Annotated in this window: 17 protein-coding genes; 9 read left to right on the forward strand and 8 right to left on the reverse strand. The window is 58.2% G+C overall.

Annotation, left to right across the window (positions count from 1 at the left end; all coding sequences use genetic code 11):
* Positions 1-35: 35 nt before the first annotated feature.
* From fdxA to G6L97_RS11725, 4 genes are all read right to left on the reverse strand, one after another.
* Complete coding sequence (fdxA, locus tag G6L97_RS11710; RefSeq protein WP_003516508.1) at positions 36-374, reverse strand: ferredoxin FdxA; 339 nt, start codon at positions 372-374, stop codon at positions 36-38.
* A 158-nt stretch (positions 375-532) separates the two neighbouring features.
* Entirely contained in the window at positions 533-949 is a 417-nt protein-coding gene (locus G6L97_RS11715; protein WP_111782548.1) for an RNA-binding S4 domain-containing protein, read from the reverse strand.
* 3 nt (positions 950-952) lie between these two features.
* Entirely contained in the window at positions 953-4,039 is a 3,087-nt protein-coding gene (locus G6L97_RS11720; protein WP_111782547.1) for a helicase-related protein, read from the reverse strand.
* A 461-nt stretch (positions 4,040-4,500) separates the two neighbouring features.
* Positions 4,501-5,715: a ubiquinone biosynthesis hydroxylase gene (locus tag G6L97_RS11725; protein WP_065659979.1), complete on the reverse strand. Its 1,215-nt coding sequence runs from the start codon at positions 5,713-5,715 to the stop codon at positions 4,501-4,503.
* Between the two features lie 86 nt (positions 5,716-5,801).
* On the opposite strand from G6L97_RS11725, the gene tesB reads away from it, so the two are divergent.
* The 6 genes from tesB (at position 5,802) to G6L97_RS11755 (ending at position 13,317) form a co-directional block, all read left to right on the forward strand.
* A complete protein-coding gene (gene tesB / locus G6L97_RS11730; RefSeq protein WP_174002926.1) occupies positions 5,802-6,686 on the forward strand; it encodes an acyl-CoA thioesterase II in 885 nt (294 codons plus the stop codon).
* 211 nt (positions 6,687-6,897) lie between these two features.
* Positions 6,898-7,248 (forward strand): P-II family nitrogen regulator, encoded by a 351-nt coding sequence (locus tag G6L97_RS11735; protein ID WP_019565993.1) that lies wholly within the window; start codon positions 6,898-6,900, stop codon positions 7,246-7,248.
* 28 nt (positions 7,249-7,276) lie between these two features.
* The gene (locus tag G6L97_RS11740) at positions 7,277-8,626 is read left to right on the forward strand and encodes an ammonium transporter (RefSeq protein ID WP_003516494.1); all 1,350 of its coding nucleotides are present in this window, start codon (positions 7,277-7,279) and stop codon (positions 8,624-8,626) included.
* A 217-nt stretch (positions 8,627-8,843) separates the two neighbouring features.
* Positions 8,844-11,519 carry a DNA translocase FtsK gene (locus G6L97_RS11745; protein WP_162686662.1) on the forward strand — a complete coding sequence of 892 codons (2,676 nt, stop codon included), beginning with the start codon at positions 8,844-8,846 and terminating at the stop codon, positions 11,517-11,519.
* 155 nt (positions 11,520-11,674) lie between these two features.
* Complete coding sequence (locus tag G6L97_RS11750) at positions 11,675-12,349, forward strand: outer membrane lipoprotein carrier protein LolA (RefSeq protein WP_013636963.1); 675 nt, start codon at positions 11,675-11,677, stop codon at positions 12,347-12,349.
* 164 nt (positions 12,350-12,513) lie between these two features.
* Positions 12,514-13,317 carry an exodeoxyribonuclease III gene (locus tag G6L97_RS11755; protein WP_013636964.1) on the forward strand — a complete coding sequence of 268 codons (804 nt, stop codon included), beginning with the start codon at positions 12,514-12,516 and terminating at the stop codon, positions 13,315-13,317.
* 18 nt (positions 13,318-13,335) lie between these two features.
* Here G6L97_RS11755 and G6L97_RS11760 read toward each other — a convergent pair whose 3' ends face one another.
* Together G6L97_RS11760 and G6L97_RS11765 are read right to left on the reverse strand one after the other, a co-directional pair.
* The gene (locus G6L97_RS11760; protein ID WP_013636965.1) at positions 13,336-13,791 is read right to left on the reverse strand and encodes a cyclic nucleotide-binding domain-containing protein; all 456 of its coding nucleotides are present in this window, start codon (positions 13,789-13,791) and stop codon (positions 13,336-13,338) included.
* Between the two features lie 117 nt (positions 13,792-13,908).
* Positions 13,909-14,592: a response regulator transcription factor gene (locus G6L97_RS11765; protein WP_003492637.1), complete on the reverse strand. Its 684-nt coding sequence runs from the start codon at positions 14,590-14,592 to the stop codon at positions 13,909-13,911.
* 286 nt (positions 14,593-14,878) lie between these two features.
* On the opposite strand from G6L97_RS11765, the gene G6L97_RS11770 reads away from it, so the two are divergent.
* The gene (locus G6L97_RS11770; RefSeq protein WP_111782624.1) at positions 14,879-15,382 is read left to right on the forward strand and encodes a L,D-transpeptidase family protein; all 504 of its coding nucleotides are present in this window, start codon (positions 14,879-14,881) and stop codon (positions 15,380-15,382) included.
* 62 nt (positions 15,383-15,444) lie between these two features.
* Here G6L97_RS11770 and G6L97_RS11775 read toward each other — a convergent pair whose 3' ends face one another.
* Positions 15,445-16,014, reverse strand: a complete 570-nt coding sequence (locus tag G6L97_RS11775; RefSeq protein ID WP_003492641.1) for a CarD family transcriptional regulator — start codon at positions 16,012-16,014, stop codon at positions 15,445-15,447.
* A gap of 541 nt (positions 16,015-16,555) precedes the next feature.
* Between G6L97_RS11775 and G6L97_RS11780 the strand changes: the two genes are divergently transcribed.
* Complete coding sequence (locus tag G6L97_RS11780) at positions 16,556-21,316, forward strand: NAD-glutamate dehydrogenase (protein ID WP_111782545.1); 4,761 nt, start codon at positions 16,556-16,558, stop codon at positions 21,314-21,316.
* A 107-nt stretch (positions 21,317-21,423) separates the two neighbouring features.
* A complete protein-coding gene (locus G6L97_RS11785; RefSeq protein ID WP_111782544.1) occupies positions 21,424-22,800 on the forward strand; it encodes an MFS transporter in 1,377 nt (458 codons plus the stop codon).
* A 51-nt stretch (positions 22,801-22,851) separates the two neighbouring features.
* Here the strand turns inward: G6L97_RS11785 and phaR are convergent, their stop codons facing one another.
* Complete coding sequence (gene phaR, locus G6L97_RS11790) at positions 22,852-23,427, reverse strand: polyhydroxyalkanoate synthesis repressor PhaR (protein ID WP_003516476.1); 576 nt, start codon at positions 23,425-23,427, stop codon at positions 22,852-22,854.
* Positions 23,428-23,572: the final 145 nt, after the last annotated feature.

Genomic DNA, 23,572 nt, shown 5'->3' on the forward strand with positions numbered 1-23,572 from the left:
AAATCATGATACCAAGGACACCAGTCGTTGAGAACTCAGTCGCCCTTACCCGGCTCGGCAGAGAAATAAAGCTCGAGCTTGCCTGTCACGCCATCCATTTCCTTGGCTTCCGGCAAGGGGTCGCGCTTGATGGTGATATTCGGCCAGATCGCCGCATATTCCGTATTCAGCTTCAGCCACTTGTCGAGACCCGGCTCAGTGTCAGGCTTGATCGCTTCGGCAGGACATTCCGGTTCGCACACACCACAATCGATGCATTCGTCAGGATTGATAGCGAGGAAATTTTCACCCTCGTAAAAGCAGTCGACAGGGCAGACTTCAACGCAATCGGTGTATTTGCAGCGGATGCAATTGTCGGTCACGACATATGTCATGATGAACTCCAGAATATGCAGGCCGGGTCTGTGGGCTTCGGAACACAAGCCGTCGCCCGGAATTCAGACAGGGCAATTTTGCAAGTGAGGTAATGCCTTTGCCTTCAGATAGCAAGGATAAACAATTCTGAAAAACCGCTAAGACTTGAAGGTTTATTCTATTCTTTGTTTCCGTCGCTGTCCGACAGGAACCTGTCGAGCGCCCTGCGCTCTTTTTTGGTGGGGCGACCGCTTCCCGGCTGACGTATCGCCTGCTCCAGCGGGCTCAGCCTGTCGGAAGGCTCGCGCGGCGGCGTCAGATCGTCGTAGAGAAGTTTGGCCTCTTCATAGGGCCCGCGCCGCTCGCCCCCGGATTTGACGACAAGCACCTTGTCCATGCGCTCGAAACCGATATCGAGCCTGTCACCGGCCTTTACCAGATGGCTGGGCTGGCGAATGGAGACACCGTTGATCTTGACCTTGCCCGACTGAATGTAGCTCTGGGCAAGTGAACGGGATTTGGCCATGCGGGCAAAGAACAGCCACTTGTCCAGACGCTGACGCGTGCTTTCGAGTGGCTGTTCGTTGCTCCCCATAGCTTACTTCTTCAGCTGCTCCTTGAGAGCAGCAAGCTTGGCGAAGGGCGAATCCGGATCGATCGGCTTTTCCTTACGCGGCGGCTTGGCTTCGAAACGCTGCTGACCCTGCGGTTTCCCGCCACGGTCGTTGCGGTCCGGCCTGTCCTTGCGCTCCCCGCGATCCTGACGATCATTATTGCGGTTGTTGCCACGGTCGGGACGTCCGCCATCACGCTTGCGCTCGCCGTCACCGCCACGATTGGCAGCCTCGCGATTTGCTCCGTCACGATTATCGCGACGGCCTTCGCCACGACGTTCACCCTGTTCGCGTGGCGCCTGATCGCGACCCTCGCCACGGCCTTGACCGCGGTTGCCGGGACGACGGTTTTCACCACGCTGGTTTTCGTTGCGACCACCCGGACGCCAAAGAAGAACAGGCTTCGGCTCGGCAGCCTCGGCGCTTTCCGTCGGCGCAGCCTCGCTAACAGCAGCCTCTTGGCCCACAGCTTCCGCAACCGGCGCTTCTTCAGCAGTTTCGACAGTCGTCGTCTCGGAAACCTGCTCTTCCGAAGCCGGTTCCTCGTGTTCGGTCTCTGCGCTCTCGTCTTCCGTCACCGCTTCAGAAGCGGCCGGAGCGGCAGCACCAGTCTGGTTGGCGAGGAAGGCCTGCGCCTCTTCCGCCGTTACCTGATCGGCACGATAACCGAGACCCTTGAGGATTTCTTCCATGTCGTCGAGCGTTGCGCCGAGAATGGAAAGCATTGCGGTCGTCGTCGTGAAACGGCGGCCGTCATAAGCGCCTTCCGGACGCGGCTGCTGACCGGGCTTCCACTGCAACAGCGGACGGATGAGATCGGCCAGACGCTCGAGAATGTCGATACGCACGGCGCGCTTTCCGAGGAAACGGAAACCGGCGAGCTTGTAGAACATCCGCTCGAAAGTCGGATCCGTTACGACAGAGGTGCGACCGGCGGCCAGCACCGGAATGAGATCGCCGTAACCCGGCTTGCCGAGACCATCGTTCTTCAGCGCCCAGAGCAGCGTGACAAGCTCCGCCGGAGCGGGCTTGAGAAGCGCGGGCAGGAAGACGTGATAGGCGCCGAAACGCACGCCGTAGCGGCGCATGGAGGCACGCGCATCCTGATCCAGCGACTTCACGTCTTCGGTGACGTCACGGCGGAACAGGACACCGAGATTTTCGACCAGCTGGAACGCCAGCCCCTTCGCCAGACCCTGAAGGTCTTCGGCGCGCGAAATATCGTCCAGTGGCTTCAGCACGGTCGCAATCTGATGATTGACGAAACGTTCGACGCGCGCCAGCGCATGATCGCGGGCATTGCCGCTCAACTGCTCGTCGGCAAAGAGGATCACGCGCGGCTTCATGATATTGTCGCCTGCCGAAAGGCGGGCCACCGGTTCGCCCAACCAGCGAACCAGACCATCGGAGCTCAAAGCAAGATCACCGTTTCCGCTGGCGTGCAGACGCGCGGCACGCGCCTCGTATTCGAGCGCGAGCGCCTTCTGCGCAGCAGCCTGCACGGCCTTCTGATCCGGCCCTTCCATTCCCGGCACCGGCGTGAACCGGAACCCGGCCAACTGGCCGACGTGATGTCCTTCTACGAAGACATCACCATTTACACTGATTTCAGCTTCAAGCATCGCATTCTCTCTCAGGCGCCTCATGAGCACAGATGTCCTGCGATCAACAAAGCGTTTCGTCAACCTTTCATGTAGAGCATCGGACAATCGATCTTCGATTTCCCGCGTCTTTTCTTGCCAGTGTGTCGGATCGGCAAGCCATCCTGGGCGGTTCGATACATAAGTCCATGTTCTGATCTGCGCAATCCTTGCAGACAAGGTATCGATCTCTCCATCGGTACGATCGGCGCGGCGCACCTGTTCGCCCATGAAATCTTCGTTCACCGTGCCACGTTTTACCAGATCGAAATAGAGCGTTGAGATCAGATCAGCATGTTGAGCGGGCGCAATGCGGCGATAATCCGGAAGCGCGCAGGCCTCCCAGAGTTTTTCCACCCGCGCCTCCGTCGTCGCCACGTCGATGATTTCAGGGTAGCGCGACAGATATTCGAGCGCCTGCTGGTCGATCGCCGGCAAGGCCCGTGACAGTCCCTGGATCGCCGGGGCGGCTTCGAGGCTCAGACGCAGATTGGTGATGGAGGAAAAATCGAAATTTTTCGTCCGCCATTGCAGCACCTTCACTGAGTCGAACTGATGGGTTTCGATACGCTCCACCAACTCGTCGTCAAATGGATCGACGCGCCCCGTCACGCCAAAGGTGCCATCGCGAAGATGGCGGCCGGCGCGGCCGGCGATCTGGCCGATCTCGCCCGGATTGAGATTGCGGAACTGATAGCCGTCGAACTTGCGGTCCTGCGCAAAGGCGACATGATCGACGTCAAGGTTGAGGCCCATGCCGATGGCATCCGTCGCCACGAGATATTCGACGTCGCCGGACTGGTAGAGCCCCACCTGGGCGTTGCGCGTACGCGGCGAAAGCGCGCCCATCACAACGGCTGCGCCACCACGCTGGCGGCGCACCAGCTCGGCAATGGCATAGACCTCTTCAGCCGAAAAGGCGACGATTGCCGTGCGTTGCGGCAGGCGGGTTATCTTCTTCTGGCCCGCATAAAAAAGCTGCGACAGGCGCGGACGTTCGACCACGGTAATTCCCGGCAGCAGCTTTTCGAGGATCGGGCGCATCGTGCCCGCACCCAGAAGCAGCGTTTCCTCCCGCCCGCGCAGATGCAGCACGCGGTCGGTAAAGATATGCCCGCGCTCCAGATCACCCGCCAGTTGCACTTCATCGATGGCGACGAATGCGGCCGTTGTCTCGCGCGGCATGGCTTCCACCGTGCAGACGGAATATTTGGCTTTAGGAGGGGCGATCTTTTCTTCGCCGGTTATCAGCGCCACATTCGGCGCGCCCACCTTTTCGACAAGACGGGTATAGACCTCACGCGCCAGAAGGCGCAGCGGAAGGCCGATGACACCGTTGCCATGTGCCACCATGCGCTCGATGGCGTAATGGGTCTTGCCGGTATTGGTGGGGCCGAGAACGGCCGTGACACCGCGGCCGCTCAGGATCATGGGGCGAAAATTCAACGTACTATCCGTGAATCGACTTCATCTGCTTGCTGTACCGCCCGCCATTCACTGATACGGGCCGCACACGCAACACACATGGCAACGCCCGCCGACAAAGGCAATAGGCCTTGTCCGCAAAGTGGTAACAGGTCCTTCCCCGCCGGAATTTTCCTTTTTGATTCAGATACTTGAAATATTAAAAAGAATCCGGCGAAACCGGAATCGATTCGGATACGGAACAGTCTGCGAACGAATCGAATACGAATCGCTGACTCCAACGGATTCAGCTTTTGTTCTCCGCAACATCTGGTTGGCAGATGCCTGCCCTATACCAGATTGTGAATCCGGGTAAGTCCTTGCCCGGATTCAGCTTTGCGGCACCGGCTTCCGGCGGAAAATACCGGAATCGACTGTCAAGCGGCAATCGCTGGAAAGCCGCTCCGGCACAGGCAGGAATGGCAGTATCAGAGCGCCTCGCCGGCAAGCAGGCGCGGCGCGCCCGCATCTGTCGTACCGGCAGCCTGACCGATGAAATAGGATTTCAGACCCGGCAAACGATCGACTACACCCAGACCGAAATCACGCATGACGCGAATGGGACCGACATCATTGGAGAAAAGCCGGTTCAGCACATCCGTCGTCACACCCATCCGCAACGTGTCGAAACGCCGCCAGGACTGGTAACGATCGAGAACGTTGAGAGAGCCGATATCAAGGCCGAGACGGTCGGCCTCGACCACGGTTTCGGCCAGTGCCGCAACATCCTTGAAGCCGAGATTGAGGCCCTGACCGGAAATAGGGTGAATTCCATGCGCCGCATCGCCGGCAAGTGCAAAACGTGGCGCGACGAAGGAACGCGCCAGCGTCAAGCCCAGCGGAAAGGCGCGACGGGGACCGACGGGACGGACCGGACCGAGCTTGTGGCCGAACCGGCGTTCAAGTTCCTCCTCGAACACCAGATCGTCGGCAGCAACCAGCCTGTCGGCATCGGCCGTACGTTCGGTCCAGACAAGCGAGGAGCGGTTCCCTTTCAAGGGAAGCACGGCGAAAGGCCCCGACGGCAGAAAATGTTCCTCCGCGCAGCCCTCATGCGGCCGCTCGTGTTCAACGGTGGTGACGATCCCGGACTGATCGTAATTCCAGTGCACGGTTTTTATTCCTGCCATATCCCGCAAAGCCGAGCGGACCCCATCGCAGGCTATGAGCAGTCGCGCTTCAAGCGACGAGCCGTCGGAAAGTGAAATAGCCGTCGATTGGGGGCCGGCGGAAAAGCCGGAAACACTGAGACCATGGCGGATTTCGACGCCGAGGCGCTCACACAGGCCTCGCAGCGCACCCACCATCGCGACATTCGGGACCATATGAGCGAAGGGCCTGCCCTCCTCCACCGCGCCGTCGAATGTCAAAAACACCGGGCGAACCGGATCGGCGGTCTTCGAATCGGTGACGATCATCTTGTGGATCGGCTGGGCCTCCGGCTCGATCTCGTTCCATACGCCGAAAACGTCAAGCATGCGCGTGGCCGCCGCGATAATGGCGGAGGCGCGGACGTCCTTCTTCCAGACATCCTCGGGAGCGGCTTCAACCACCTGCACATTAAGATGTCCGGCTGCCTGCTTAATTGCGACAGCAACGGAAAGGCCGACATAACCGCCGCCTGCCACCACCACGTCCAGCATCGCGCTTCTCCCCAAATCTTGTGCACGCATCATCGGCGCACTATAGACCATGTGACGTCTTCCTACAGCCGGAGCAGGCCGAAAAAATGTCGCATCCCTCGCAAACGTCAGATCCGATGGCCAATCTGATCTCCACACTCGATCTCGAGAAGCTGGAAGAAAACCTGTTTCGGGGTGAAAGCCCGCAAATCGGCTGGCAGCGCGTTTTCGGCGGTCAGGTCATCGCGCAGGCATTGATCGCAGCTCAACGAACCGTGGATGACGACCGTTTCGTTCATTCACTGCATTCCTATTTCATGCGCCCCGGCGACCCGCTGGTGCCCATCCTCTACCAGGTGGAGCGCATTCGCGACGGTGCGAGCTTCTGCACCCGGCGCGTGGTCGCCATCCAGCATGGCAAGGCGATCTTTTCCATGTCGGCGTCGTTCCAGATCGTCGAGGACGGATTCGATCATCAGATAAAAATGCCGGATGTGACGCCGCCCGAAAGGCTGATGAGTGAAGATGAGATGCAGGCGGCCTTCCTCGCCAACGCACCCGCTTCGATCCGCAAATACTGGAGCAACAAGCGCCCGATAGAGATCCGGCCGGTTTCGCTGACCCATTATATTTCGAAGGAAAAGCTGGAACCGCAGCAGGATATCTGGGTTCGAGCTGTCGGCAATGTGCCGGACGATCCACGTTTCCAGTCGGCCATTCTCGCTTATCTCTCGGATATGACGTTGCTCGACACGTCGCTCTATGCCCATGGGACGACAATCTTCGATCCGGCCATTCAGGTGGCGAGCCTCGATCACGCCATGTGGTTCCACCGTCCCTGCCGGCTGGACGACTGGGTGCTCTACACGCAGGACAGCCCCAGCGCCTCGGGAGCACGCGGTTTGACCCGTGGCAATATTTTCACCAGACAGGGTGAACTGATCGCCTCCGTCGCACAGGAAGGTTTGATCCGCAAAAGGGCAAATGCTTAAATAATGCGCTTTTTTAAAAAATCGCACATTTAATAGACGAAAATTGCGCCACCCAATGCCCGTTTTTCAGACGTCTGTCATATAATTTTTATATTTCAATAACTTAGATGCCGCATCAAAACTGGCACGCCCCTTGAATGTATGTCCGTAGTCGCTGTTACTGATCTGCCAGCGCGAGGAGAGTCGGCTCCGTGCCGAGGACAAACAAAGGATGGGAAACCAGATGAAAATTGTGATGGCCATTATCAAGCCGTTCAAGCTGGATGAAGTGCGCGAAGCGCTCACCGGCGTCGGCATCCAAGGCCTGACCGTGACCGAGGTAAAGGGTTACGGACGCCAGAAGGGACATACCGAGATTTATCGCGGCACGGAATATGCGGTGAGCTTTCTTCCCAAACTGAAGATCGAGATCGCGGTTGCATCAGACGTCGTCGACAAGGCTGTCGAGGCAATCGCGTCGGCTGCAAAAACCGGGCAGATCGGTGACGGCAAGATCTTCGTCTACTCTATCGAACAGGCCGTGCGCATCCGTACCGGCGAAACCAACACAGAAGCGCTTTGAAGCACGGCTGACAGGGAGTTTTCTAGCTATGCAACTCAACAAGTTTTCAACGCTCGGCAAACTGGGTGCCGGTGTGGCAGCCCTGATGGCCCCGGCAATCGCCTTTGCGCAGGATGCCGCGCCGGCAGTAGCAGCGGCGGCCCCCGTTCCGGAAAAAGCCGATACCGCATTCATGTATGTCGCGACGATCCTCGTGCTTTTCATGATCATTCCGGGTCTCGCCCTGTTTTATGGCGGCCTCGTGCGCACAAAGAACATGCTCTCCGTTCTCATGCAGTGCACGGTCATCGGCGCGGTCATGATGCTCGTCTGGGTAATCTACGGTTACTCCTTCGCCTTCGGCGGCGGCACCGGCCCGTATTTCGGCGGTTTCGGCAAGCTGTTCCTGTCCGGCGTTTCGCTTGACAGCACCTCGGCAACCTTCTCCCAGGGCGTCGTGATCTACGAATACACCTTCATCGCCTTCCAGATGACCTTTGCGGCCATCACGCCCGCGCTGATCATCGGTGCATTCGCGGAACGCGTGAAGTTCTCGGCAGTCATCCTGTTCACCATCCTGTGGGCCACCTTCGTCTACTTCCCGATCGCTCACATGGTCTGGGACGCGAACGGCCTGATCTTCGGCATGGGCGCTCTCGACTTCGCCGGCGGCACCGTCGTCCACATCAATGCCGGTATCGCCGGTCTGATCGGCGCGATCATGGTCGGCAAGCGTACCGGCTTCGGCAAGGACATGATGGCCCCGCACTCCATGACGCTGACGCTGGTTGGCGCAGCCATGCTGTGGTTCGGCTGGTTCGGCTTCAACGCCGGCTCCAACCTCGAAGCATCTGGCGGTGCGGTTCTTGCAACCATGAACACCTTCCTCGCCACTGCAGCAGCCATCGTTTCCTGGTCGCTGGTTGAAAGCTTCACCCGCGGCAAGGCTTCCATGCTGGGCGCAGCTTCGGGCATGATCGCCGGCCTCGTCGCCGTAACGCCTGCGGCCGGTTCCGTCGGACCCATGGGCGCTATCGTTCTCGGCCTCATCGTCTCGCCGATCTGCTACTTCTTCGTCTCGGTTGTGAAGAACAAGTTTGGCTACGATGACACAGCTGACGTCTTCGGTGTCCACGGCATCGGCGGCATCATCGGCGCCCTCGGCACCGGCATCTTCACGTCTCCGCTGCTTGGCGGCACGGGCAAGGCGGACTTCTCCATCTCCTCGCAGCTCTGGACGCAGTTCGTTGCCGTCGCCATCACCATCGTATGGTGCGCAGTCGTCTCGGCAATCCTCTACAAGATCGTCGACGTGATCGTTGGTCTGCGGGTTCCGGTCGAAGCGGAACGCGAAGGTCTCGACCTTGCGACCCACGGCGAAGCCGCCTACCACTCCTGATATCCGGGAAAAGGGGTTCTCCATCCCCTCTCCCAAAAGAAGGCCCGCTTCGGCGGGCCTTTTCTTTGCCGCAAATCCGGAAGCAGCTTTTAAAAAACCGCATGGTTAACACGACATTAACCAGCAAGCTGTTAGTTTTCCCTGTCAATCCGGGATCTGGTCAACTGCCGGATCTTGCCGAAACCACAAAAACTACGGGTTCAGGGACATGGGCAGAATGAATTCTCCGACATTCGACGGTCGTCACACGCGTTTCGTGCTGACGGCGTTTTTCGTGCGGCAGGTCATGGCTCTTGCCGGTTTTGCCTTGCTTGCCACGATTGCGCTGGGGATTACCGCACTTGCCACATGGAACGTGGCGGACCCGAGCCTGTCCTATGCAACAGGCAACCAACCCACCAATCTTCTCGGTTACGGCGGCGCAATCTTCGCCGATATCGTGATGCAGTTCCTCGGCCTTTCCGCAATCATCGCGCTTTTGCCGGTGATTGCCTGGGCGATCGCCCTGATCGCCGGTCGCAAGTTCAACCGGATACCCGCCCGCCTCGTCGCCTGGATCGCCGGCGCCATAGTCTGCGCCGCCTCGCTCGGCTGTTTTCCCGCGCCCGTGACATGGCCGCTGCCGAACGGCATCGGTGGCGTCATAGGCGATATGATCCTGCGCTTCCCTGCTCTCTTCATCGGCGCTTACCCCACCGGCACGATTGCGACGGTGCTGGGCGCTATATTCGCTGCTCCCGCCGCCTTGATGATGCTGTTTGCCGCCGGTCTCGTGGGACGCCCGGAAGATGACCTGGAACAGGAAGAACGCGCGCCGGTCGCAAACAAGGCCCGTGCCACCCGTCAGGTCGAGGAAGAAGACGATGACGAGGGCGAAGGCTTCTTCGCCAATATTCTCGCCTTCGGCGCAATCGCACATTACTGGTACATCTCGCAGGCCCGCCTTCGCCGCCTGTTCGGCCTGAAGTCGAAATCACTGCACGGCGAATTCGAACACCCTTACGATTTCAACGAATATGAATTCGGCACGCTGAACGAACCCTCCCGCCTCAAGACGGCGATCAACCGCCTCGACCAGCGAGCGGAACCGTCTTTCGAAGAACGCGCCGCATCCCGTCGCCAGATGTCGCCTCCCTCCATCGCGCCCGATCATGATGCGGACGGGGACGACGAACCGTCGTTGGACGCAGACGGTCGGCGATTGCCCAACGGCATTCTCTCGGACGACCACAGCCTGGACGAGAACGACCCGAAGTTCGTGGCAAGACAGGCACCTGGGCGCGGCCAGCCCAGAATAACCGCCCCTTCCGCACGCCCGAAGCCCAGCGAGCGCGTGGCAAGGGAAGCGCAGACCTCCTTTATTGCCGCAGACGGTTTCCAGCTGCCCACCGTGCATCTTCTGGCGGAACCCAAGAACGTCGTTCGCGACCATACGCTGAACGAGGAAGTGCTGGAGCAGAATGCCCGCCTTCTGGAAGGGGTTCTCGAGGATTTCGGCGTCAAGGGTGAAATCATTCACGTCCGCCCCGGCCCGGTCGTCACGCTCTACGAACTGGAACCAGCACCCGGCATCAAATCCTCGCGCGTCATTGGCCTTGCCGATGACATCGCCCGCTCCATGAGCGCGATCGCCGCGCGCGTTGCGGTCGTGCCTGGCCGCAACGCCATTGGCATCGAGCTTCCGAACCAGACGCGTGAAACCGTGTTCCTGCGTGAACTGGTCGGCAGCCGCGACTTTGAAAACAGCAAGGCCAAGCTCGCCATGGCGCTCGGCAAGACCATCGGCGGCGAACCCGTCATCGCCGATCTTGCCAAGATGCCGCATCTTCTCGTTGCCGGTACCACGGGTTCGGGCAAGTCGGTCGCCATCAACACCATGATCCTGTCGCTGCTTTACCGCATGTCGCCGGAGCAATGCCGCCTGATCATGATCGACCCGAAAATGCTCGAACTATCGATCTATGACGGTATTCCGCATCTGCTCTCCCCCGTCGTTACCGATCCGAAAAAAGCCGTCGTGGCGCTGAAGTGGACGGTGCGCGAGATGGAGGAGCGCTACAAGAAGATGTCGAAGATCGGTGTGCGCAACATCGATGGCTTCAACAGCCGTGTGCAGCAGGCGATCGACAAGGGCGAAATCCTCACCCGCACGGTGCAGACCGGCTTCGACCGCCAGACCGGCGAGGCAATGTACGAGACGGAAGAATTCGACCTGAAGCCCCTGCCCTATATCGTCGTCATTATCGACGAAATGGCGGATCTTATGATGGTGGCAGGCAAAGACATCGAAGGTGCCGTACAGCGCCTCGCTCAGATGGCGCGTGCCGCTGGTATCCATGTCATCATGGCAACCCAGCGTCCGTCCGTCGACGTCATCACCGGCACCATCAAGGCGAACTTCCCGACCCGCATCTCCTTCCAGGTAACGTCGAAGATCGACAGCCGCACCATTCTGGGCGAACAGGGCGCCGAACAGCTGCTCGGCATGGGCGACATGCTCTATATGGCCGGTGGCGGCCGCATCCAGCGCGTGCACGGTCCCTTCGTCTCCGACAATGAAGTGGAAGAGATCGTCGCCTATCTCAAGACGCAAGGCACGCCGGAATATCTGGAAGCGATCACAGAGGAAGACGATGAGGAAGGCAATGGCGGCGGCCCGGCCGGCGCCGGCAATTTCTCCGATTCGGAAGACCCCTATGATCAGGCCGTGGCTGTTGTGCTGAGGGACGGCAAGGCCTCCACTTCCTACGTCCAGCGGCGTCTCGGCATCGGCTACAACCGCGCCGCCTCGCTGATCGAACGCATGGAGCAGGAAGGCATTATCGGCCCCGCCAATCATGCCGGAAAACGCGAAATACTCGTACCAACGGAAGCAGACATCATCGAGCGGTAATGCCCGTCGCCCAAAAGGCTGTCGTGGTTTCGGGATAACGACATGCGTGAGGCGAAGACGGCAACCAAGCGGGGCGAAGAAGCGTTAATACACGCTTTCAACGTCATGAAGCCGCCGCCTTTATGCGGAAAATCGCTGCGATGAAGGAGAACAGAATGAACGACCTCACCACCGGCGAGATTGCCACCGCAAACACACCAGAGAACGGCGTGACGCGACGTGGCGTGCTGACGGCGTTTTCCATGGCTGCGGTCATGGCCGGCCTGTCGCCGCTCAACGCATTTGCCCAGGCTGCCGGTAACAGCGCGACCGCGCAGAAAATTGCCAATCACTTCTCGTCGGTCAAAACCATGATGGGAGAGTTTGTCCAGTTTGGCCCGCGCGGTGAACAGACCGGCGGCAAATTTTACATCGAACGGCCCGGCAAGCTTCGCTTCAATTATGAAGACCCCTCGCCCATGCGGGTCATCTCCGACGGCAAGAATGTCGTCATCGGCAACATGAAGCTGAAGACATGGGATTTGTATCCACTGTCAAAGACCCCGCTCAGCCTGCTTTTGTCCGACAAGATCGATCTGAGCAACCAGAAGGTCCGGAACGTGAAGGAAGAGTCGGACCTGACCACCATCGTACTGGGTGACAAGAGCGTGTTCGGCGATTCCACCATTACCCTGATGTTTGACCCGAAAACCTTCGATCTGAGGCAATGGACGACGACCGATGCCCAGAACAAGGACACGACTGTCATGATCTTCAACGTGCAGACGGGCGTTAACCTCGACGAACGCGTTTTCAACATCAACTACGAAGAAGTCCGCAAACGCGGCTAAAGGCCGGGCGGTCCACGGCGACAGTTCAAAAGGCGGCCCTGCGGTCGCCTTTTTCATTTTGCCGCTAAAATGCATTCCCGTTTTCATCGCGATGTTATAAGCCTGCGCCCCGGAAACATGTCTCGGAACAATCGGCTTCGAGGCTACAGAAGCGGAGCACATGCATGTCGTTTTCGATAACCACCTGGAACATCAACTCGGTCAGGCTCAGAATGCCGATCGTGGAGCAGTTTCTGGTGCGTTACAAACCCGACATTCTCTGCCTGCAGGAAACGAAATGCCCGAATGGCGAGTTTCCGATGAAGCCGCTGAAGGCGCTCGGTTACGAGCACGTCATCATCCATGGCCAGAAGGGCTATCACGGTGTGGCAATCGCTTCGAAAATTCCGCTGACAGAAGATCACCGTCAGGACTATTGCGGTATAGGCGATGCACGACACATTTCCGCGATTTTTCAGGTTGGATCGCGCCGCATACGGCTGCATAATTTTTATGTTCCGGCTGGCGGTGACGAACCCGACCGGTCGATAAACCCGAAATTCGGCCACAAGCTGGATTTCATCGAAGAGATGAAGGCGCTTCGCGCCGACGGCGTGCCCGGCACCTCGTCCATTCTCGTGGGCGACCTCAACATCGCGCCGCTTGAAAATGACGTCTGGTCGCACAAGCAACTGCTGAAGATCGTTAGCCATACACCGGTGGAAACTGACGGCATGCTCGATATCATGAAGAAGGGCAACTGGCTCGACCTGATGCGGCTGAACGTGCCTGATAGTGAAAAGATTTATACCTGGTGGAGCTACCGCGCCAAGGATTGGGAAGCCGCAGACCGTGGCCGCCGTCTCGACCATATCTGGTCGTCGCAGGATCTCGGCCCTTCGCTTGAAAAGATCGATATCTTGCGCGAAGCACGCGGCTGGAACCGGCCATCCGACCACGTTCCGGTTACGGCCCATTTCCGTTTCTGAAGCGCTGGCTCTTTAAAATCAGGAGAAGCGGTTCTGCAAACGTGCCGCGCCCGCAGCGAGTGCGGCGATATTATCGCGAATGCGTGCCGTCACGATATCGGCAACCTCGGGAAACTCCTCCACCAGCCGGTGAAAGAGAATGCGCGTTATCCGGATGACCTCGGAATCCTCCGCGGCAATGGCGGTGAATTTCCTCTCACAGAGCGTGAAAAGCGCCAGCTCCGAAAGAAGCGCCCCCTTGCCCGGTGTCGCCTGCAACGCGGGTTTTCCATCCCGCCCGGCCGTAAATAGCTCGAAATGGCCTGACGTCACCGCAAAGGCGCACTCGGCCGGGGAATGTTCCCGGAACAAAGTCTGACCCGCCGCCACGCGGCGGCGTTCCGCGCCGAAGGCGATCAGCCGCAACTGATCGTCGCTGAAGCCCGCAAACAACGGCACTTGCCCCAGAAGCATGATGTCATCCGTCAAGGCCATGTCGATTGCTACTCCAAAAAACCGCCTGCACCACTATAGCGGTTTTCGGATATCGGCCTTCAAAATACAAGATGTTAGAATATTCTGCGTCCTCTCGGACGCAGAAAGGGCGTTCGTTCAGGGAACGATCTTGTATCCGCCGTTCTCGGTCACCAGAATTTCGGCATTGGAGGGGTCTCGCTCGATCTTCTGGCGCAGACGATACACATGCGTTTCGAGCGTATGCGTCGTCACTCCGGAATTATAACCCCAGACCTCTTCCAGCAAGACGTCGCGGGTAACGACGGCGCTCCCGGCGCGGTACAGATAACGGATGATCGCCGCTTCCTTTTCCGTCAGCCGGATTTTTTTGCCGTCTTCAGTCGTCAGCAGCTTCTGGCTGGGTTTGAACTGATAGGGACCGACGGTGAAAACCGCATCCTCGCTCTGCTCGTATTGACGCAGCTGCGCCCGGATGCGGGCCAGAAGGACGGCGAAGCGGAATGGCTTCGTCACATAATCATTGGCGCCCGCTTCGAGACCGAGAATAGTGTCAGAATCGGTATCGTGCCCGGTCAGCATGATGATCGGTGCCTTGAAGCCCCCCTTGCGCAGCAGCTTCACCGCCTCGCGGCCATCCATGTCAGGAAGACCGACATCCATGATCAGAAGATCGACCTGGGCAGTCTTTGCGGTCTGCATCGCCTGCGCAGCGTTTGCGCCGCTCAGAAGCGAGAATTCCTCATAGGGAGATAGTTGCTCAGTCAGCGTCTCCCGAAGATCGTCGTCGTCGTCCACCAAAAGGATAGTGCGAGCCGTCATTCGGATTCTAAGCCTTTCTTACTTTAGCGCATCGGCCCAAAAATCGCCGTTGATTTTCGGAAATCGCAATGCGTAGTTTAAAAGAGTTAGAGCATCCATTGTGCCTCCGAAATAAGGCACGGCGCTCTAATTGTCAGCCAATTCAGCGGTTTGCCGATAAAAGGTCAACCCATTGCCATGATATTACGAAGTGCTATGACTTCACGTTAGATAACCTGCAAAGCAAAATCTCGTGAAAAACATGAGCAGACAGCCCGTAAAGCAACATAAACGCGCATCGACGCTCATGGTTCGGCCGGCGCCTTTGAAAATAAGCCGGGCCATCGTTCAGCTCGGGCATCTCACCTTTCCCGCAGCGATCGGGCGCAACGGCCGTACCGTGCTCAAACGCGAGGGAGATGGAAAGTCACCGATTTCCGTCACGCGCCTGCTGCACGGATTTTATCGCGGCGACCGAACCCCCGCCATCGCCACGACATTGCCGATGCAACGGACGCAGCAATCCATGCTTTGGTGCGACGAGCCACGCAGCGCCAGTTACAACAGGTTGGTCAAGTCCCCTTTCGCACTGAGCCACGAGGAGATGATGCGAAAGGACGGCCTTTATGACGTTTGCCTCGTCCTCGATTGGAACATCACGTCGAGAAGTCGGAACCGCGGTTCGGCAATCTTCATGCATATGATCCGCCCGGGATATGAGCCGACCGCCGGCTGCGTCGCTCTCCATCCCCGCGACATGAGGCGCATTCTGCCTCATATGCGCAAGGGTACGAAAATTCGCATCCTGTAGATCAGGCACAAAAAAACCCGCCGTTCTTGGCGGGTTTTTTTAAAAAAGGAGAAAGCCGGTGATTACGCGGCTTCTTCCTGAGAATCGTCCTCTTCGACGGCCTTGCCGCGCTTCGGACCCTTTGCAAGGTTGACTTCCACCAGGCGAACAGCCTCGGTTTCAGACATCTTGTTGACAGCAGCAATTTCGCGCGCCATGCGATCAAGAGCAGCTTCGTAAAGCTGACGCTCGGAATAGGACTGCTCCGGCTGGTTTTCCGCACGGTAAAGATCGCGCACAACTTCAGCAATCGCGATAAGATCGCCGGAATTGATTTTCGCATCATATTCCTGGGCGCGGCGCGACCACATGGTACGCTTCACACGCGCCTTGCCCTGCACCACTTTCAGCGCCCGCTCGACAAAATCGCCTTCGGAAAGCTTGCGCATGCCGATGCTCACGGCTTTAGCGACGGGAACTTTAAGACGCATCTTGTCTTTTTCGAAATCGATGACAAAAAGCTCAAGCTTCATGCCGGCAACTTCTTGTTCCTCGATGGCAGAAATGGTACCGACACCATGAGCGGGATACACAATCGCTTCACCGGTTTTGAAACCGTGATGTGCTGGAGATTTCTTCTGCTGGGTCGTCATTCGTTCTAAAAACTCCCTGTTACATACCCGGCAACGCCGGGGTTGGGTCGGTCAGGCCCTGATGAGACGGGGGAACCGTCAGGTGACTCCGCACTGGTCCAGCCGTGCACGCAAAAACACACCTTCCCGCATTGCGGGCTTCGATAACGTAAACGCTCGATATGTCACGGAAACCGCGTGCAAAAGAGGTGTTGCTTTCGTGGTGTTTTTGGGCACACAAATGCCACGCTGTGGATCAGTATCGTTGGTGTACCACAAAAATAGGCACAAATCAATAATTTGCTTCGACCGTGGCCGCAACATCACATGGCGGCCAAAGAACCACCTATAAATGGGCTACCGGAATACTGTCAAATGCTTCGTAACCGGTCCCTACCGTATAAGAAGCAAAAAAATTTCACTTCCCAACTGAAGAAACACGAAAGCCTCTTAAACTCTTCGTAATTACACGCCAATATCCGATTCGAATGAAAAGGCAAAATCCGCAAATTGACGGTGCTTTTTTACGTTAAAGTGTGATTTTTGGAGGAATCCACATCAAATGGGCTACAGAAATAATCCAAAACGCGAAAAACAGATCGAAAAAGCACGACAGCAGGCAATCGCCGAAAACGCGCCATTTCTTGATCCGGGTATAGTCTATGGAAGAGCAAGCGCCGACGACATAGAATATTATTCCGCCGAAATGCTGGCCGCAAGCGCGGCGCACAGTTTCGAGGCTCTTTCGCGCTGGACTGGAGACGCGCCCCATATCAGCATCGCCCAGGTGGAGGGCGTCACCCCGCGGGATATTCCGGTAACGGTTCTGACGATTATCGGCCGCAATATGCCCTTCCTCTACGATTCCGTCATGGGTGAGGTCACAAGCAGCTATCGCGGCCTCTATCTCGCGGTCCACCCCATTCTGGTGCCGGATGCAACGGCGCAGGCGGGTTATCGCCTTGCGGAGCCTGATGACGATCCCGCCGGGAATATCAGCCTCATCCAGCTGCACATCGCCCCACTGACCCAGCAGGCCGCAACGGCGCTGGAAGAAAGATTGCGTTTCGTGCTGGCGCAGGTTCAGTCCGCCTACAGAGACTGGCGGCCCATGCTGTCGAAACTCGACGAAGCCCTAGACGAATTGTCCAAACGCGGCTCCTCGCGGCGCAAGACCGAGCGCGCGGAAGCCGTCGAGTTTCTCAACTGGCTTCGCAACGACAATTTCACCTTCCTCGGCATGCGCGACTACACCTATTCCGGAAGGGGAAAGAACGCGAAAATCGAGCGCGGTGACGGCGTCGGCCTCGGCAGTCTGAGCGATCCGGATGTGCGCGTGCTGCGCCTTGGCAAGGACGCCGTGACGACGACGCCTGAAATCCTCGCCTTCCTCGACGGTCCGGATTTCCTCATCGTCACCAAGGCAAATGTGAAGTCCATCGTGCATCGCCGCGCTTATATGGATTATATCGGCATCAAGCGCTTCGACGAGGATGGCAATGTCATCGGTGAATTGCGCATCGTCGGCCTTTTCACCGCCACCGCCTATACGCGTTCGGTAAAGCACATCCCGCTGCTACGTGCCAAAATTGCGGATGTCGAGCGGCATTTCGGTTTTGATCCGAACAGCCACTCCGGCCGCATTCTGCAGAACACGCTGGAAGCCTATCCGCGCGACGATCTCTTCCAGATCGAAACGGATCTTCTGATCCGCTTCATCGAGCAAATCATGGAACTGAGCGACCGCCCACGCGTGCGCGTCCTCGCACGTATCGACCGTTTCGACCGCTTCGTCTCGGCCATCATCTTCGTGCCGCGCGAGGAATACAATTCCTATGTGCGCGAGAAGATCGGCGACTACCTGAGCAAGGTATATGACGGGCATATTTCCGCCTATTACCCTGCCTTCCCCGAAGGCGCTGTCGCCCGCGTCCATTTCATCGTCGGCCGCACGGAAGGCAAGACGCCGCGTATCGCGCAGGACAAGCTGGAGGATGCCGTCAGCGATATCGCAGCACGCTGGATAGACCATTTCGTTGCCCTTTCCGAACCGGGTGCGCCGGTGCTGGAGGTGGATCAGGCCTATCAGGAGGCCTTCACGCCGGAAGAGGCGATTGGCGACATGGCGGATATTCTGGCCACCGTGAAGGGTGAGCCGGTCCGCATCGAATTTTACCAGCAGGAAGGCCAGTCAGCTGAGACGCTGTCGCTGAAGATCTTCCATCGGGATGGCCATCTGCCACTGTCGCGCCGTGTGCCGCTGCTGGAAAACCTAGGTTTCAACGTCATCAGTGAGCGCACCTTCGACATCGGTGTCATCTCGGATGGCGAAAAGCGCGACATCGTGCTGCATGATATGGAACTCGCCGTCGCCAAGGGCGTGACGCTCGATCTGCCGCAATACGGACAGAAACTCGAAGAAGCATTCCTTGCTGCCTTCTCGGGCAAGGTCGATAATGACAACTTCAACCGGCTGATCCTCGCCTGCGGCCTTACCGTGCGCGAAGTGTCCGTCCTGCGCGCCTATGCCCGTTATCTGCGCCAGACCGGAATCGTTTATTCCCAGGAGCATATTTCCGAAACGCTCTTTAAATATCCGGCCATTTCACGGAATATTTTCGCGTTGTTCAAGGCTGGCTTCGATCCGTCCATCGACGAGAAGAAGCGGCTGAAGAAACTGGCAGAGATGCACAAGACGATCGAAGCGGCATTGAGCGGTGTTCCCAATCTCGATGAAGACCGCACCTTGCGGCGTTATGTCAACGCCATCGACGCCACGCTTCGTACCAACTACTTCCAGAAAAACACCGATGGCACGCCGCGTGACCTGTTGGCGTTCAAGTTCGATCCCAAACATCTGGACGGCCTGCCCGATCCACGTCCTTTCCGCGAAATCTTCGTCTACGGAACCGAAGTAGAAGGCGTGCATCTGCGCTTTGGCAAAGTGGCGCGCGGCGGTCTGCGCTGGTCGGATCGCGGCCAGGATTACCGCACGGAAGTGCTCGGTCTCGTCAAGGCGCAGCAGGTCAAGAATGCGGTGATCGTTCCCGTTGGCGCCAAGGGCGGCTTTTTCCCGAAGAACCTGCCTGTTGGCGGCTCCCGCGACGAGGTCTTCAATGCAGGCCGTGAAGCCTACAAGACCTATATCCGCACTCTTCTGTCCATCACCGACAATATCGTCGACGACGCCGTCGTACCGCCGGCCGATACGTTGCGGCTTGATGGGGACGATCCCTACTTCGTCGTCGCCGCCGATAAGGGGACAGCGACATTCTCCGATACGGCAAACGGCCTCGCCCACGACGCCGGCTTCTGGCTGGACGATGCCTTCGCATCGGGTGGTTCCGCCGGTTACGACCACAAGAAGATGGGAATCACCGCACGCGGTGCCTGGGAAACGGTAAAGCGTCATTTCCGCGAAATGGACACCGACATCCAGACCACGCCCTTCACAGTGGCAGGTGTCGGCGACATGTCCGGCGACGTTTTCGGTAACGGCATGTTGCTGTCGGAAAAGATCAGGCTGATCGCAGCATTCGATCATCGCGACATCTTCATCGATCCGGATCCCGATACCGACAAATCCTTCGCTGAGCGCAAGCGGCTTTTCGAATTGCCACGCTCAAGCTGGCAGGATTACGACCGTTCAACGCTCTCTAAAGGCGCAATGATCATCTCGCGTTCCGAAAAATCGGTGACGCTGACGCCGGAAGCCGTCGCTGCCATCGGCATCGACAAATCCGTCGCTACACCCTTCGAGATCATGACCGCCATTCTGAAGGCGCCAACCGATCTTCTGTGGTTCGGCGGCATCGGCACCTATATCAAGGCGGCGGTGGAAACCAACGCCGAGGTGGGTGACAGGGCGAACGACCCCATCCGCGTCAACGCCACCGAGCTGCGCGCCAAGGTCATCGGCGAAGGCGCCAATCTCGGCATTACCCAGAAGGGCCGTATCGCCTATGCGCTGGCGGGTGGGCGTTGCAATTCCGACGCCATCGACAACTCGGCCGGCGTGAATTCCTCCGACGTCGAGGTCAATATCAAAATCGCCCTCGCCTCCGCGGTCAATAGCGGCCGCCTAACGATGCCGAAGCGCAACCAGCTTCTTGCCTCCATGACGCCGGAAGTGGCGCAGCTGGTGCTGCGCAACAACTACCTGCAATCGCTGGCAATCTCGCTGACGGAGCGGCTTGGGCTTGCAAACCGGGAAGAACTCGGCCGCCTGATGAGCGCGCTGGAGGCAACCGGGCAACTGAACCGGAAGGTCGAAACCTTGCCGAGCAATGCCGAGCTCAGCGAAAGATATGCCACCGGCAAGCCGCTGACCCGGCCGGAAATCGGGGTGCTGCTTTCCTATGCCAAGCTGACGCTGTTCGACGCTCTGGTGGCAAGCCCGCTGCCCGACGAACCCTATCTCCAGCATCTGCTCGCAGACTATTTCCCGGCCAAGATGCAGAAGAACTATGCAGACGATATCAAGGCGCATCGCCTGCACCGCGAAATCGTTGCGACGGCGCTCGCCAATGCCGTGGTGAACCGCGGCGGCCCTGGCTTCGTGCAGAAACTCGCCGATGCGAGCGGCCTCCTGTCGGCCGATGTCGTCAAGGCAGCGGTGATCGTGGAGGATGGTTTCGGCCTCAAACGTCTTTGGAGCGAGGTTGACGCGCTCGACGGAAAGATCGGCGGAGAAGTCCAGAACGGACTTTATGCCACGATCACCCGCATCTACTCCGATGCAAGCAGGCTTTATTTGCAAACCGGGAGCGTGGGCGCTGGAACGAGCGACATGGCAACCGAAATCGAGCGCCTGAAAACTGCCATCAAGACGCTATCGCCGGCAGCGGCGAAATATCGCCGCGAGCTTGGCGTCACCGAAATCGACGGTGTTCCCTCTGGCCTTCTGGAAGAGCTGGATACGCTTTCCCTGCTGGTCTATGTGCCAGAGATCATGCGTATCGCCGAAAATGCGGGCACGACGCTTGCCCGCGCCGCCGAAAGCTACGCCACGGTCTCCTCGACCTTCCGTGTCGCGCGGCTGCTGGATGCCAGCCAGCGCATCACGCCGGCCGATCACTACGAGAGCCTGGCTCTTCTGCGCAGCCAGGACCAGATCGCCTTGTCGAGACGCCGGATCGTCATCTCGGCCCTAACCGAGTATGCGAAGGAAAAGGACCCGGTTCAGGCCTGGTATGCCGCCGACCGCGTGCGCGTCAATCGCATCGTCTCGGAACTCGGTGCACTGAGCGAAAGCGGCGATACCAACCTCGCCCGCCTGACAGTGGCGGCGGGGCTGCTTGGCGATATCGTTCAGACGCGCTGATCGACCATTCGACAAACGCCATCCGGGTGACTGGCCCGGATGGCCATAAATGAAGCGGTTGCGCCGGCATCACGCATTTTATCCCCCCATATCCGATAGGACGATGAATGACTGTCCCCTCCCCAAATGCGGAAACAGTGGTTGCCAAACGCGGCATCTGGGGCTGGGTCATGTTCGATTGGGCGGCACAGCCCTTTTTCACGGTCGTTACGACCTTCGTTTTCGGACCCTACTTTGTCGCCCGCCTCACCGATGATCCTATTTCGGCGCAGGCGACATGGAGCAACATGGCGACGGTCTCCTCGATCATCATCGCCCTATTCTCCCCCATTCTCGGCTCCATCGCTGACCAATCCGGCGCAAGAAAGCCGTGGATCGCCTTTTTTGCCGCCATCAAGATCGTCAGCCTTTTATTCCTCTGGTTTGCAGCACCGGGTTCGCCGATCATCCTGCCCATCGTCTGCATGATATTCGCATCCATCGCGGCGGAGTTTTCGATCGTCTTCAACGATTCCATGATGCCGCGACTGACCAATCCGCAGAATGTCGGACGCATTTCCAATCTCGCCTGGGGGCTCGGTTATCTCGGCGGCATGGTGGTGCTGATTGCCGTGGTGACGCTTCTGGCCGCAAATCCACAGACAGGACTGACTATCGCCGGTATCAAGCCGCTTTTCGGTCTCGATCCCGCAACCGGCGAGGACGCCAGAATAACCGGCCCGATAGCCGCAATCTGGTATTTGCTCTTCATTCTGCCGATGTTTCTGCTGACCCCGGATGCGGACAGGGGCCTACCCTTCGGAGCGGCGATCCGCTCTGGCCTTGCGGAGCTCAAGACAACCCTGCGCGAACTTCGAGACAGACCCGTCCTGTTGCGGTTCCTGATTGCACGTATGCTTTATCAGGACGGCGTCAACGGCGTGCTCATTCTGGGTGGGGTATTTGCGGCGGGAATGTTCGGCTGGGCGACGATGGAAATCGGCCTCTTCGGCATCCTGCTCAACGTCGTCGCCATCGTGGGTTGCTTTGCGGCCGGGCGCGTCGATCAGAAACTTGGCTCGCGGATCACCATACTCATCAGCCTGGTTCTTCTGCTCATCGCGACGGTCGGCATCGTCTCGACAGGAAAGGGCTCGACACTGTTTGGCTGGATCCAATTGCCCACAGCGGACAATGGCGGCATCTTCGCAACCGGCGCGGAAAAGGCCTATCTGCTCTATGGCATATTGATTGGCCTCGCCTTCGGTCCCGTTCAGGCCTCGTCGCGTTCCTATCTGGCGCGCAACATCACCATTGCCGAGGCGGGACGCTATTTCGGCATCTATGCGCTATCGGGCCGCGCCACCAGCTTCATGGCGACGCTGTCCTTTTCAATAGCAACCTACCTCAGTGGCTCCGCACATATTGGCATGGCCACCCTCATCGTGTTTCTGGGGTTGGGCTTTGTTCTGTTGCTGCGCGTCCCGGAACGGGCGGCAAGCTAAAGAACCGGAGAGAGCATTTGAGGGGTCTCACCCGAAATGCTCCAGCCTCCTTCAGAGCTGATCGAGTTTTTGCTGCAATGCGCGCAGCTGCGACTTCAGCTCATCGATTTCGGATGCATTCGGCTTGCGCGTTTCCTTGGGCGCCTGCGGCATTGCAAAAGGCGTGAACCCCTGCATTGCCTGCCGGAACAGTTCCGTATTGCGGCGGATCTGCTCTTCCATCATTTGCAATGGAGCCTGGAAATTCCGCGCAAGCGACCCGTCACCGAACGCCTTGGCCATATGCTCCTGCATCTGGCTCTGCTGATCGGAGAAGGTTTTCATCGAATGTTCGAGAAATGTCGGAACGACCATCTGCATCTGGTCACCGTAATAGGAGATCAACTGCCGCAGAAACGCCGTTGGCAAAAGCGTATTGCCGGTTTTGGCTTCCTGTTCAACAATGATCTGCGTCAGAACCGCATGGGTGATGTCTTCGGATGATTTAGCGTCCTGAACCTTGAAGTCCTCGCCCCGTTTAACCATCTGCGCCAGATCATCCAGCGTCACATAGGTGCTGGTTCCGGTGTTGTAGAGCCGCCGGTTGGCATATTTTTTAATGATTGTTTCGCCGTCGTGTTTTGCCATGCCCGCCTCCTCGCGATGATGGTATTTTCTTGTTTTTTGGTGTTATTGCTCTTCCCGCGCGAAGTGTATGCGCAAAACAAGCCCCGTGACAAATGTTTTGTGCATCGCAACAGTTTGTTTTTTGCGCAGCAATTTTCCGCAAGAT

Source organism: Agrobacterium tumefaciens, from assembly GCF_013318015.2.
GTDB classification, from domain to species: Bacteria; Pseudomonadota; Alphaproteobacteria; order Rhizobiales; family Rhizobiaceae; genus Agrobacterium; species Agrobacterium tumefaciens.

Excerpts from the sequence above, each read along its gene's own strand:
- fdxA (WP_003516508.1), bottom strand. The coding sequence starts at position 374 with ATGACATATGTCGTGACCGACAATTGCATCCGCTGCAAATACACCGAT.
- G6L97_RS11715 (WP_111782548.1), bottom strand. The coding sequence starts at position 949 with ATGGGGAGCAACGAACAGCCACTCGAAAGCACGCGTCAGCGTCTGGAC.
- G6L97_RS11720 (WP_111782547.1), bottom strand. The coding sequence starts at position 4,039 with ATGATCCTGAGCGGCCGCGGTGTCACGGCCGTTCTCGGCCCCACCAAT.
- G6L97_RS11725 (WP_065659979.1), bottom strand. The coding sequence starts at position 5,715 with ATGCTGGACGTGGTGGTGGCAGGCGGCGGTTATGTCGGCCTTTCCGTT.
- tesB (WP_174002926.1), top strand. The coding sequence starts at position 5,802 with ATGTCGCATCCCTCGCAAACGTCAGATCCGATGGCCAATCTGATCTCC.
- G6L97_RS11735 (WP_019565993.1), top strand. The coding sequence starts at position 6,898 with ATGGGAAACCAGATGAAAATTGTGATGGCCATTATCAAGCCGTTCAAG.
- G6L97_RS11740 (WP_003516494.1), top strand. The coding sequence starts at position 7,277 with ATGCAACTCAACAAGTTTTCAACGCTCGGCAAACTGGGTGCCGGTGTG.
- G6L97_RS11745 (WP_162686662.1), top strand. The coding sequence starts at position 8,844 with ATGAATTCTCCGACATTCGACGGTCGTCACACGCGTTTCGTGCTGACG.
- G6L97_RS11750 (WP_013636963.1), top strand. The coding sequence starts at position 11,675 with ATGAACGACCTCACCACCGGCGAGATTGCCACCGCAAACACACCAGAG.
- G6L97_RS11755 (WP_013636964.1), top strand. The coding sequence starts at position 12,514 with ATGTCGTTTTCGATAACCACCTGGAACATCAACTCGGTCAGGCTCAGA.
- G6L97_RS11760 (WP_013636965.1), bottom strand. The coding sequence starts at position 13,791 with ATGGCCTTGACGGATGACATCATGCTTCTGGGGCAAGTGCCGTTGTTT.
- G6L97_RS11765 (WP_003492637.1), bottom strand. The coding sequence starts at position 14,592 with ATGACGGCTCGCACTATCCTTTTGGTGGACGACGACGACGATCTTCGG.
- G6L97_RS11770 (WP_111782624.1), top strand. The coding sequence starts at position 14,879 with ATGGTTCGGCCGGCGCCTTTGAAAATAAGCCGGGCCATCGTTCAGCTC.
- G6L97_RS11775 (WP_003492641.1), bottom strand. The coding sequence starts at position 16,014 with ATGACGACCCAGCAGAAGAAATCTCCAGCACATCACGGTTTCAAAACC.
- G6L97_RS11780 (WP_111782545.1), top strand. The coding sequence starts at position 16,556 with ATGGGCTACAGAAATAATCCAAAACGCGAAAAACAGATCGAAAAAGCA.
- G6L97_RS11785 (WP_111782544.1), top strand. The coding sequence starts at position 21,424 with ATGACTGTCCCCTCCCCAAATGCGGAAACAGTGGTTGCCAAACGCGGC.
- phaR (WP_003516476.1), bottom strand. The coding sequence starts at position 23,427 with ATGGCAAAACACGACGGCGAAACAATCATTAAAAAATATGCCAACCGG.